The organism is Vibrio sp. D420a (assembly GCF_030248625.1).
Classification (GTDB): domain Bacteria; phylum Pseudomonadota; class Gammaproteobacteria; order Enterobacterales; family Vibrionaceae; genus Vibrio; species Vibrio fortis_A.
The window spans coordinates 1-12,434 of record NZ_JAHGAN010000078.1 but is presented as its reverse complement, the minus strand read 5'-3'; the positions used below and the strand labels follow the sequence as shown (position 1 = coordinate 12,434).

General features: G+C 43.4%; 9 protein-coding genes. 7 read left to right on the top strand and 2 right to left on the bottom strand.

Annotated features, from left to right (window positions below; genetic code table 11):
- Positions 1–126 precede the first annotated feature (126 nt).
- From KI743_RS24055 to KI743_RS24035, 5 genes are all read left to right on the top strand, one after another.
- Entirely contained in the window at positions 127–1,332 is a 1,206-nt protein-coding gene (locus KI743_RS24055; RefSeq protein WP_032549134.1) for an amino acid ABC transporter permease, read from the top strand.
- A 1-nt stretch (position 1,333) separates the two neighbouring features.
- Positions 1,334–2,431, top strand: a complete 1,098-nt coding sequence (locus KI743_RS24050; protein WP_285468534.1) for an amino acid ABC transporter permease — start codon at positions 1,334–1,336, stop codon at positions 2,429–2,431.
- 22 nt (positions 2,432–2,453) lie between these two features.
- Positions 2,454–3,218 (top strand): amino acid ABC transporter ATP-binding protein, encoded by a 765-nt coding sequence (locus KI743_RS24045; protein WP_032549136.1) that lies wholly within the window; start codon positions 2,454–2,456, stop codon positions 3,216–3,218.
- A 221-nt stretch (positions 3,219–3,439) separates the two neighbouring features.
- Positions 3,440–4,108, top strand: a complete 669-nt coding sequence (locus KI743_RS24040; protein ID WP_285468532.1) for a Bax inhibitor-1 family protein — start codon at positions 3,440–3,442, stop codon at positions 4,106–4,108.
- Between the two features lie 124 nt (positions 4,109–4,232).
- Entirely contained in the window at positions 4,233–4,562 is a 330-nt protein-coding gene (locus tag KI743_RS24035) for a TusE/DsrC/DsvC family sulfur relay protein (RefSeq protein ID WP_285468530.1), read from the top strand.
- Positions 4,563–4,602: 40 nt separating this feature from the next.
- On the opposite strand, the gene yccX is transcribed toward KI743_RS24035, so the two are convergent.
- Complete coding sequence (gene yccX, locus KI743_RS24030; RefSeq protein WP_150872324.1) at positions 4,603–4,890, bottom strand: acylphosphatase; 288 nt, start codon at positions 4,888–4,890, stop codon at positions 4,603–4,605.
- Between the two features lie 88 nt (positions 4,891–4,978).
- Between yccX and KI743_RS24025 the strand changes: the two genes are divergently transcribed.
- Positions 4,979–6,382, top strand: coding sequence for a methyl-accepting chemotaxis protein (locus KI743_RS24025; RefSeq protein ID WP_285468529.1), 1,404 nt, complete (start codon positions 4,979–4,981; stop codon positions 6,380–6,382).
- Positions 6,383–6,511: 129 nt separating this feature from the next.
- Entirely contained in the window at positions 6,512–7,705 is a 1,194-nt protein-coding gene (locus KI743_RS24020; RefSeq protein ID WP_285468528.1) for a class I SAM-dependent methyltransferase, read from the top strand.
- A gap of 133 nt (positions 7,706–7,838) precedes the next feature.
- Here the strand turns inward: KI743_RS24020 and KI743_RS24015 are convergent.
- The coding region (locus tag KI743_RS24015) for an Ig-like domain-containing protein (RefSeq protein ID WP_285468527.1) at positions 7,839–12,434 on the bottom strand (4,596 nt) is incomplete at its 5' end.

The window sequence follows — 12,434 nt, the reverse complement described above, 5'->3', positions numbered from 1 at the left end:
CACAGCGGCTTCTGGCCAATCCTTTAATAGCCGATTGACCTAGAGTCGCTGAATTTACAACTGAGTAACACGAAATTAGGGCGGATTTCCGCCCTAACTGTTAAATGGATTTGAGGTTATTGCAGTATGAAACCTAATAACACTTCTATTCCTTCCCAGGAAAAGCCCCAAGCTAAAAGCGCAAACCTTCTTTATAACCCAACTTTCAGATCGGTCGTCTTTCAGATCATCGCTCTTGGTGCTCTCGCCGCTTTCTTCTATACCATTGTCAACAATGCGTTAACGAACTTGGACGCGCGCGGCATCGCTACCGGTTTCGATTTCCTTAGCCAAGAAGCTGGCTTTGGTATCGGTTTAACACTCGTCGAATATGACGAAACCTTCTCTTATGGTCGAACATTCATCGTTGGCCTGCTTAATACCGCACTCGTTTCTGTTCTGGGTATCATCCTGGCGACAGTTCTTGGTTTTACCATGGGTGTTGCGCGTCTATCATCAAACTGGCTAGTTAGCCGACTCGCTGCGGTTTATATCGAAATTTTCCGTAACGTTCCTCTTTTACTACAAATTTTCTTCTGGTACTTCGCTGTTCTACAAGCGCTACCATCAGCTCGCCAAAGCTTAAGTCTTGGTGAAGCTATCTTTCTTAATGTTCGTGGTCTTTACTTCCCTGCACCTGTCTTTGAGGCAGGAAGTAGCATTGTTATCGCCGCTTTTATAGCGGGTATTGTAGCAACCATCATCATTAATATTTGGGCTAATAACAAACAGCGGTTAACAGGGCAACAGACACCTATGGGTCGTATTGCTCTTGGTTTAATTGTTGTTCTACCAATCATTGTTTACTTCATCATGGGTATGCCAATTTCAGCTGAATATCCTGCGCTTAAAGGTTTTAACTTTAAAGGCGGTATTAGCATTATCCCAGAGCTTGCAGCTCTTATGCTTGCCCTAAGTATCTATACGGCGTCATTTATTGCTGAGATCGTTCGTTCAGGTATTAACGCTGTAAGTCATGGCCAAACTGAAGCGGCAATGTCTTTAGGTTTGCCACGTTCTCGAACTTTGAAGCTAGTTATCATTCCGCAAGCGTTGAGAATTATTATCCCACCGCTAACAAGCCAATACTTAAACCTAACTAAAAACTCATCACTAGCAATGGCGATTGGTTATCCTGATTTGGTTTCTGTGTTCGCAGGTACGACTCTTAACCAAACTGGTCAAGCGATAGAGATTATCGCGATGACAATGGGTGTTTACCTCACATTGAGCTTATTAACCTCTGCGTTAATGAATATCTATAACCGTAAAGTTGCATTGGTGGAGAGATAAAATGAGCACACATCAATTTCAGCCTGATTTACCACCTCCAGCGAATACGGTCGGTATTGTAGGTTGGCTTCGAAAAAACCTATTTAATGGTCCTGTGAATAGTGTCGTAACGGTAATTCTGGGTTACTTCGCATTCTCATTAATTTGGACAGTTTTTGACTGGGGTATCCTAAACGCAGACTGGGTAGGTACGACACGTGACGCTTGTACAAGTGATGGTGCGTGCTGGGTATTCATCAGTGTTCGTTGGGAACAGTTTATGTACGGCTTCTATCCTGAAGCTGAACTGTGGCGCCCTCGCCTATTCTACTTTACGCTTGCTGTCTTCGTTGGCTTATTAGCCTATGAAGGAACTCCGAAGCGTACGTGGATTTGGCTATTCTTCGTGAACATCTACCCATTCCTAATTGGCGCTCTACTTTATGGCGGTGTATTTGGTCTAGAGGTTGTAGAGACACACAAATGGGGCGGATTGCTAGTTACATTAATCATTGCTCTCGTTGGTATTGTGGTGTCCCTACCTATAGGTGTCGCACTAGCACTTGGACGACGCTCGGAAATGCCGATTATTCGCAGTATCTGTACTGTATATATCGAAATCTGGCGTGGTGTACCTCTGATCACCGTTCTGTTCATGGCATCAGTAATGCTTCCACTGTTCCTATCTGCAGGTTCAGAAACAGATAAACTGCTTCGTGCACTAGTCGGCGTGGTGCTGTTCAGTGCAGCTTACATGGCAGAGGTTATCCGTGGTGGCTTACAAGCGATTCCTAAAGGTCAATATGAGGCCGCAGATGCACTTGGCTTAACTTACTGGAAGAAAATGGGACTTATCATTCTTCCTCAAGCTCTAAAGATTACGATTCCATCTATCGTAAACACCTTTATCGGCCTGTTTAAAGATACCAGTCTGGTTCTCATCATCGGTATGTTCGATGTACTGGGTATCGGTCAAGCAGCTAACACCGACCCTGAGTGGTTAGGCTTTGCAACAGAAAGTTATGTATTTGTCGCGTTAGTGTTCTGGGTGTTCTGTTTTGGTATGTCGAGATACTCGATATGGCTAGAAAACAGACTTCACACCGGTCACAAACGATAGTTAAAGAGATCAAGGACGTATTATGACGCAACAACAAAACAACGAATCTCAAGAATTGATGATTGAACTGAAAGATATGAACAAGTGGTACGGTGAGTTCCACGTTCTTAAGAACATCAATCTAGAAGTTAAGAAAGGCGAGAAGATCGTAATCTGTGGCCCTTCTGGCTCGGGTAAATCAACGATGATTCGCTGTATCAACCGATTAGAAGAGCACCAAAAAGGACACATCTTTGTTTCAGGTAATGAGCTAACTGAAGATCTAAAAAACATTGAAGCCGTACGTAAGGACGTAGGCATGTGTTTTCAGCACTTCAACCTATTCCCTCACCTTACGGTGTTAGAGAACTGTACCCTAGCTCCAATTTGGGTGAAGAAGATGCCGAAGGAAGAAGCTGAAGCAATCGCAATGAAATACCTAGAGCGTGTAAAAATCCCAGAGCAAGCGGATAAGTTCCCTGGTCAGCTTTCTGGTGGTCAGCAACAACGCGTAGCAATCGCACGCTCATTGTGTATGAACCCACAAGTAATGTTGTTCGATGAACCAACTTCGGCACTTGACCCAGAGATGGTTCGTGAGGTTCTAGACGTTATGGTTGAATTAGCAGAAGAAGGCATGACCATGCTTTGTGTAACGCACGAAATGGGCTTTGCGAAAGAAGTAGCTGACCGCGTGATCTTTATGGATGCTGGTGAAATCATCGAAGAGAACAATCCTGTCGACTTCTTCGAAAATCCGCAGTCCGATCGAACTCAAAACTTCTTGAGTCAGATTCTGCACCACTAGAATCCTTATCCACCTAACAGGGCAGCTATTTGGGCTGCCCTTTCTACTTTAGAGGACAGGATACCGTCGCACAGTTACATTGTGTTACACCTTGAAAAACACTTAACTCTCTATTTTGATTATCATTTTAAGCAGACAAATTGAATGAAAGGCTTGATTTTTCGAACTTTCAGCCCCATAAATGTACTAATAATTATTGATATCACCTTACGAGGAAGATTATGAACAGCCCTATGTTTACTCGTTCTACAAGTGCTCAGAACACACTTGAGATCAACAAAACACTCAAGAATACCTACTTCTTGCTATCAATGACGCTAGTTACTAGTGCTATTGCCGCAATGGCAACAATGGCAATTGGTATTTCGCCTATCATGGCGATCGTTATGCAAATCGCAGCTATCGGTATTCTATTCTTTGCATTACCACGTAGCATCAACTCTTCAATGGGGATTGTTTGGACATTCGTCTTCACAACACTTATGGGTGGCGCGCTAGGTCCAATGCTTAACTACTACGCATCTATCCCAAGCGGTCCATCTATCATTGCCCAAGCTCTTGGCTTAACAGGCATGGTGTTCCTTGGTCTGTCTGCTTACACAATCAGCAGTAAAAAAGACTTCTCGTTCATGCGTAACTTCCTAATTGCTGGCCTTATCATTGTTATCGTTGCAGCTATTATCAATATCTTCGTTGGTTCAACGATTGGTCAACTAGCGATTAGTAGCATGTCTGCGCTAGTGTTCTCTGGCTTCATTCTTTACGATACTAGCCGTATCGTTCGTGGTGAAGAAACAAACTACGTAAGCGCAACTATCTCTATGTACCTAAACATCCTTAACCTATTTACTAGTCTGTTAAGCATCCTAGGTATTATGAACGACGATTAATCGTTCACATAATGTCAATCTAAAAGCCCGGCACGACTTGCCGGGCTTTTTCATACTTGCGATATTGTTAAATCACGGTATGCTGCGCTACCCTATTGAATATCATCACTATTAGGATCGGAAAATGTTTGAGTACAACGGAAAAAAAATCGAAACTGACGCTCAAGGCTATCTCCTAGACCACACGCAATGGGAAGAAGGTATGATCGAGATTCTGGCCGATGACGAAGGAATTGAACTCACCGAGGCTCACCTAGAAGTCGTTCATTTCGTGCGTGATTTCTATGAAGAGTTCAACACTTCTCCTGCAGTTCGCATGCTTGTAAAAGCGATAGAGAAGGCTCATGGTCCTGAAAAAGGCAACAGCAAATACCTGTTTAAGCTGTTTAAAAAGGGCCCAGCAAAGCAGGCGACAAAACTAGCTGGTCTTCCTAAACCAGCAAAATGCCTCTAAGGCTCTTCAGTCATAACTCACTAAACAACAACTTCATCTTTTAAAGAACTTGAAAGTATCTGCTGTTGGTATCATCAATCTTAATACCAGCAGCATCTTGCTCCGCTACCCGCTCTACTCTTGCAGTGTCTGGTCCTTTATGAAGCCAGGTATGCAACTTCTCAATATTGGCGCTGTTTCCTACAGCAAGAACCTCTACATCACCATTGTTTAGATTCTTTGCATAGCCAGTTAGCTCTAAATCCATTGCTCTTACTCGTGTCGAGTATCTAAAGCCCACACATTGAACATGACCTGTTACCAGAAATATACGATGGGAACGATCCATAACATTGCCTCATAATTTACTTGGGTGATATAGTTGATAAATCTATTCATCCGCCCAAGTTGGGTGGAATTACTTGAGCACCATTAATATGAAAGAAATCCCTTTCCGCTGGATTGATAAATATCTAATCCACCTAAAGATCCAAGAGAAATTCTACCTTCTTTTTCTACTTCCTGTATTAGCTCTTGTTATCTTAACTCTAGTCCTAGATAGCGCTGCCGACGCGCTTTTAGTCCATCTTTATCAAGACGAACTGATGCTAATGAAAGGCCTTATTGAAGCAGGCCAGCTATCTCGTGACCAAGTGGCGCAGCTTATCAGCCAATCTGACACCATCTCTCTAGATTTTGGCGAAGGCGCAGTACCAGTGATGAATGGTGCCTTTAGCTTGGTAGCGACGCACGACCAAAACCTATGGTCTGCACTTTCAACGACACAAATCACGATCATTGGCATCACGCTTACTTTAATCGCCCTAGGTGTTTACTACATCATGACCTTTATAGGCGGTGCAATGTTCTCGATGAACAAAGCTCTTAACACGCTCGCGGATGGCGATCTGACATGTCGCATGAACTACTTCTTGGTTCGTGACGAATTTAGCGAAATTGCCATCACTATTGATAAGGTAGCAGAGCGTGAGCAAAAGATGGTGCTTTCAATTCAAGAGTCTGTCGCTTTAATGCAGCAAATCAGCTCTGACCTTAACCAATCAACTCAACAAAGCTCAGATATTTCAGGCGTTCAACAAGAGCACCTAAACAGCCTTGCAAGTGCGACTGAAGAGATGGCTTCAACAATTCGTGAAGTCGCTAACCTAGCACATGAATCGAGTTCTCAAACAATGGACGCTCATGGTGTTGCAGAAAGTGGTCAGCATAAAGTGTCAAATACACTTGCATCAATTTCTAACCTTTCTCAAGAGATTCAATCGGCTTCTCAAGCGGTTGAAGAGCTCGATGCAAACGCGGCACAAATCGATGAAGTGGTAACGACCATTAATGCAATTTCAGAGCAGACAAACCTGCTTGCATTGAACGCGGCGATTGAAGCTGCTCGTGCTGGAGAGCAAGGCCGTGGCTTCGCTGTCGTTGCAGACGAAGTTCGTGCCCTAGCCGGCCGCACGCAGCAAGCAACCGTTGAAATCCAAACCATGATTGAAGCGCTACAACGTAACAGCCAGTCGCTTACTAAACTAATGGAAGTAACAGTAAACAACGCTAATGAAGGTCAAACACTAATGTCTGAAGTTAACGTTGAAATTGGTTCATTAGCAGAAAAAAACCAATCTATTTCAGACAGCAGTACCCAAATTGCTACGGCTGCGGAAGAGCAAGGTGTGGTTGCGGACAACATCGCACAGAGTGTTGAAGAGATTCGTAATCAGTCAAACAACATCTGCGACATGATTAGTAAGAGTAACGCGAACGTTGACCAACTTCGTCAGCAAAGTGACTCAATGGAAGGATTACTCACAGGTCTTAAAGCCTAGGAGTAGTAATTTCGAAGATTAGGGCCGCTTTTGTGGCCCTTTTTTGTATCTAACGTCTTTGGCGTTTGATTTTGCCTAACGCTTCCATGACAATACATCCCCTTCGAATTCAAACAATCAGAGTAAACTATGACTCCATCGATTCAATTAGCAAAAGGCCGTGATAAATCGCTACGCCGCAAACACCCATGGGTATTCTCTCGTGGCATCGACAAAGTAACGGGTGAGCCACAACTCGGTGAAACGGTCGACGTTTTCGCAAGCAACGGTCAATGGCTAGCAAAAGCTGCCTACTCTCCTGCTTCGCAAATTCGAGCTCGTGTTTGGACATTTGAAAAAGAAGATATCAATAAAGCATTCTTTGTAAAACGCATCAAAGATGCACAAATGCTTCGTGACGACATCATCGTTCGTGATGGTCTTACTGGCTACCGATTGATTGCCGCTGAATCTGATGGTTTACCTGGCATCACTATCGACAAATATCAGAACTTCCTAGTATGCCAACTGCTAAGTGCTGGTGCGGAGTATCATAAATCTGACCTTGTAGAAGCTTTAGTTGAGTGCTTCCCTGACTGTAACGTATATGAGCGTTCGGACGTTGCAGTTCGCAAAAAAGAAGGACTAGAACAAACTGTCGGTGTACTTCATGGTGAAGAGCCACCAAAATCTGTTGTAATCGAAGAGAACGGCGTAAAAATCAGCGTAAATATCGTTGAAGGCCACAAAACAGGTTTCTATCTAGACCAACGTGATAGCCGTAAAGAATCAATGAAGTACGTAAAAGACAAAGAAGTCTTGAACTGCTTCTCTTACACTGGTGGCTTTGGCCTATACGCACTAAAAGGCGAAGCAAAACGTGTTATTAACGCTGACGTTTCTCAACTTGCTTTAGACACAGCTAAGCACAACGCTGAATTAAACGAATTCGATATTTCAAAAAAACGCGCAGTGTTCTTGAATGCTGACGTATTTAAACTTCTTCGTGAATACCGTGACCAAGGCACCAAATTTGATGTTGTGATCATGGATCCACCAAAGTTCGTTTCTAGCAAAAACAACCTAACATCAGGTGCGAACGGCTACAAAGATGTAAACATGCTAGCCATGCAGATCCTTAAGCCTGGTGGCACACTGCTTACTTACTCATGTTCTGGCTTAATGGGCACTGACCTGTTCCAGAAGATCATTGCAGATGCTGCTATCGATGCTGGTCGCACAGTTAAGTTTATCGAGCGCTTCGAACAAGCTGCAGACCACCTGACAGACACAGCCTACCCGGAAGGTTTCTACCTAAAAGGTTTTGCTTGTAAGGTTCTTTAGTTCTTTAGTTCTTTAGTTCTTTAGTTCTTTAGTTCTTTAGTTCTTTAAGCGTTACATATCTCGTTAAAGATTAAGAAGTAAAAAGGGTCACCGTTTGGTGACCCTTTTGTTATCTAATGAGCTTCAATGAACATTAGCTATCAGTGTATTTTAAACCATCTTGATTAAATAGATAATCTGTTAACTCTGATGAAGTGACATTGTTAAACTCAATTGTCATAGACTCGCCACCTTTATCAATGGTTAGTGCTGAGCCGCCATTACCGTTATCAGTGATCGAACCTTCGATGTTGTTTAGCAGAGCATTAATATCATCTGTCTCAAGGTCAGCCAACAGCTCAGATAGGTCAAGCTTGTCTCCATCTGCCACACTGAAATCAGTAATAGTGTCGGAAGAACCATCGTCCATGTCTACCCACTTAAAGATATCCTCTCCTTCACCACCAGTTAGAATGTCATCACCCAATCCACCAATCAGTGTATCGTCACCACCTTGGCCATAGAGGATGTCATCACCTTCTCCGCCATATAACGTGTCATCACCCCCGCGTGTATCACCATCGACATTAAACAATTCGTGATTAGATTTAATGTACTCATAGACCTCCAACTCACTTGGTGTGGTACCATTTTTTAGCTCAAGGAACTGCTCTAACGCAGGCAGCCCCGCGCCATCATCTAAGTCAGAAGGCTTAGCAGGGTTACCTGCAGTATTCCACGGGAGGTTGTCGGTGTTAATACTATCACCGAATAAAATATCGGCACCTTGCCCACCTGTTACTGTATCCGATCCCAATTCGGCGATATCTTTAATAATTTCGCCTCCTTGAAGCACAGCCTGTAGCTCGCTAGGAGTATCTACCAGTTGTACTTCTCCTGCAGGAGCAAGTAACGGCTCTACCACAAAAATGTCTTCAATCTCTGCGTAAGTATTTTTGTACTGTTGCGACGCGTCATGAGAGAACACCATGTAGTAGTTACCAGAAGCAACACCGTCAATCAGAACTGAGCTAACGCCGTTATGCTTACTCAGAGTCGAACTTTGAACCAGCGTACCGTTAGTGTTATATAGATACCAGGTGAAATTACTTTTAGTTAAATCGACATCAAACTTTATAGAACTACTATCCTTAGCAACAGAAAACTCTTGAGTTCTAAGTGCTTCAACATCACTACTCGTGTTTGAATCATAGTCATAAAACACTAAATTTCCGTCATCGGTATATACACTAGAGTAATAGTGGTCATCACTAACATTTGTAAAGCCATGATTAGAAACATCGATTAGCTTAGTTTCAGTCCCGAAACCTGGCACTGCAGTTAGGCCAGTAGTGGAAGTATTGTCAAAGAACTTCAATATTGAGTCGTCAATATCGTTGCCAATTCCTATAGCCATGACGCTTGACTTGGTACTCAATTCAGCAAACTCAGTGAGCGCACTTTCAACAGTACTATCCGCTGGTTGGCCATCCGTTAAGAAAAACGTCAAATTTTCAGTGTTACTGTCGATAGTCTGAGTATCAAACCATGAGTTTGCAGAAGCCAAAGCATCATCGTAACCAGTACCTCCGTCGTCTGGGTCTAACTGATTATCAATGGTGTCAATTAAGTCCAGATACCCTTGACTATTAGGTTGTAAATCATTGACTGAAAATTCAACTACTACATCATACTCAAATCCAATCAGTTTCAAATTGATCGTACCATCGTGAGACGCAAGATCTGCGGCTAACAACTTCAGCGCATCTTGAAGCATCGCAATGCGGGTAATTGTATTTCCGTCGCCATCAGTTGTGTTCCATCCCATACTTCCAGAGACGTCGACAACTAAAGCAATATTGTAGTTAATACCAGGCGTTACATTAGTCACAAATCCACCGGAATCACCCAACAACACGTCCTCACCTTTGCCGCCCACAACATTGTTATCCCCATTAGGGTTAGCTTCAGGTGTGTGAATGTTACCTGTTTCATCCTGTGCATATTTTGGTAAATCTACAGCCTCGCCATTACTGTCGATCTCTTGCGCGCCTGCGGTAACAACAAAGTTCGGCGTAGATCCAACTAGACTTTCAACTTGGATCGTTACTTTCCCATCAGCGTCTAGAGAGTTAACCGGAATATTCCAAGTACCATCGCCGTTATTGGTCCCAATAGAAAGAACTGTCCCTTCAGGTACATTGCTAACCGTCACTTCTGTGATTACTTCACTACCATCATTATCATTAAGGTCGATATCAATATTGAGCTCATAAATCTCAGCAACTTTAACTAAGCTGCCGCTCTGAACTTCAAACTTACCGTCCGAGAAGTACAAAGACTCAACACTATAGAAGTCGTGATTTGCATTGCCTGTCCCGGTATGAGTTAAGCGAAAATCCGGAGCTCCCACTGTACTAAAGGTGTAGTCAGTGCTTTGGCCTGTTAGGTAAGCAACATCATTGCCTGAACCACCATAGTATGCTGTGCTTGTCGTTGGACTACGAGAAATGAGTACGTCATCACCAGACTCTCCAGTATCATCACCCAGCAGGTTAATGCTTGTTGATGCGTCTATACCGCCAACCAAAATGTCACTGCCATCACCGCCTTGTAGGTTTTCAGTTACAACAGTGGATGTACCATCATTTCCGATAATGATGTCTTCACCCTCTCCACCGCGTACCTGCATATGATCCCCGCTGCCGTAAACGACTGTGTCATTACCGCCAAGAGCTTCGACCCAAGCACCACTTGTTGTCTGAAGGTGGTTGTCATCGCCATCTGCTGTTGGATCTACAGTAGCGTTCGCCAAACTAGATTCAATGCCTGCAATGATAGAGTCTGCAACATTTCCATTTACGCTGGTTAAGTTCGCAGCAACAGATAAACCATTACTAATTGGTGCAACTGTCGTTGTTACCGTTGCACTGCTAGTCAAGCCTGAGCTATCAATAATGGTATATGTGAACGACGCACTACCAGTCACATTACTATTCGGCGTGAAAGAGATCTCACCGTTGTTTTGATCGTATGACACCGTTCCATCGGCTGAACTAAATCCATCCGCGACAATCGTAACGGTGTCACCTGTGTTGGGATCATAATCGTTAGCAAGCAGCAGTGAAGAATCTACAGTTAAAGTTTCACCCTCTCGTACAGACAGAACGTCACCAATCAATGGGAAGTCATTTAGGTCAGGCTCACCATTGTTGTAATTACCATTGCCGTCAACGGTACCAAGATTGATATCCAGGTTAGCGGCACCACCTTGGTCCCAGTAAACGATTTCAATGGAGTGATACCCATCACTATCAATCGTAAATGAATCATGCATAGTAGTTGTCGACGACTGGTTCTGATCAACTGTCGCAACCGCTACTCCATCAATTAAGATAGTGTAACCATCATCAGCAGTAACTTTAAACGCATAATCACCGGCTTCTAGATAAACAGAGCCACTCATTTGAACAACGCCGTCAGTGTGAGCACCAACTGTACCTTCAACAGAGCCAGAATCGTTATTCAAGAAGTCTTCAAACTGACTTTGAGAACTCAAGCCGTTGTTATTTCCGTTCAACGTATAGTTGATATCCTTTGCTTCAAATGTAAGGTCAGCATCTTTACCAGCGATAACATCTAACGCGTCTTGTACAGAGTCGATGTTACCATTAACGCTGTCATTCGAACTGTAGTAGTAACCAGATAAACCACCGAATACAGAAACCGTATCGTTTTGAGCAACTGGCGCTAAGTCAGTATCACCTGACACAATTGTCAAATGAGCAACTTCATCACTAACCAAACCGCTAGAGTCCACTGACTGATAGTCAATCTCTTCAGAAAGTTCAGCACTAACTACATCAACACCTTTAAGCGTAATATTGGAGTTCCTATTAGGGTTATCAGAGCCGTCCTGAGTAGTGAATACTCTTAATTCGGTAAACCCACCGTCGACTTGAATGTTAACTGTCGCATTCCCGTTACTATCGATAGTTAGACCGTTTTCACCAGACTCATCACTATCAAAGTAGAAAGTTCCAACAACATTACCGCTTTCATCAAGCGCAATGACTTCAATTCGACCACCGGCACTGTTATTGGCATTGTAGTTTCCATAAACACTACCGAATTCGATATTAGCCTCGGTGATTGACGCGCCAGTCGCAGAGTAATCAATTGAAATGTACTCTTGCGCACCGCCACTAATAACATCAAGTTCACCATCGTTTGCATTGGCACTTTGAGAGACACCAAAACCATCCTCTTGGCCACTATCATCGTAAACTAGATAGCTAGGTGTGCTACTGATGTTGTCACCAACTGGAGACGCGCCATTATATAGGCCTGCACTAATAACCACACCGCTTTGTGGATCATTGGAATCGCTTTGCAAATAACTAACGCTAGATGTGCCATTCCCTACTTGATTTTCGAAGGTGCTAGCAACAAAATCCAAGTTATCGACAGCATTCTGGTCTTGCTCATATTCGATTTGAGCATCACTACTGATGATATCCCCAGCTTTAATCAGTACCTTACCTCCACCGCTAACATCGTAAAGGTTACCAAATAGAGGCTCTTCAAGAATCTTCACATCAACAGGCGTACCCGAAGCATCATCTTCAACGTCACTAACGTTATCTTGAGAACCAGACTGACCACCATCAAACGTAAAGAACGCTTCATCTTGGTTGTCTAGGGTTACTGAGAAGTCGGTGGCTGTTGGTTTATCATCCACATCCGTCAC

Coding starts and splice junctions, on each gene's coding strand:
- KI743_RS24055 (WP_032549134.1), top strand. CDS start 127: ATGAAACCTAATAACACTTCTATTCCTTCCCAGGAAAAGCCCCAAGCT.
- KI743_RS24050 (WP_285468534.1), top strand. CDS start 1,334: ATGAGCACACATCAATTTCAGCCTGATTTACCACCTCCAGCGAATACG.
- KI743_RS24045 (WP_032549136.1), top strand. CDS start 2,454: ATGACGCAACAACAAAACAACGAATCTCAAGAATTGATGATTGAACTG.
- KI743_RS24040 (WP_285468532.1), top strand. CDS start 3,440: ATGAACAGCCCTATGTTTACTCGTTCTACAAGTGCTCAGAACACACTT.
- KI743_RS24035 (WP_285468530.1), top strand. CDS start 4,233: ATGTTTGAGTACAACGGAAAAAAAATCGAAACTGACGCTCAAGGCTAT.
- yccX (WP_150872324.1), bottom strand. CDS start 4,890: ATGGATCGTTCCCATCGTATATTTCTGGTAACAGGTCATGTTCAATGT.
- KI743_RS24025 (WP_285468529.1), top strand. CDS start 4,979: ATGAAAGAAATCCCTTTCCGCTGGATTGATAAATATCTAATCCACCTA.
- KI743_RS24020 (WP_285468528.1), top strand. CDS start 6,512: ATGACTCCATCGATTCAATTAGCAAAAGGCCGTGATAAATCGCTACGC.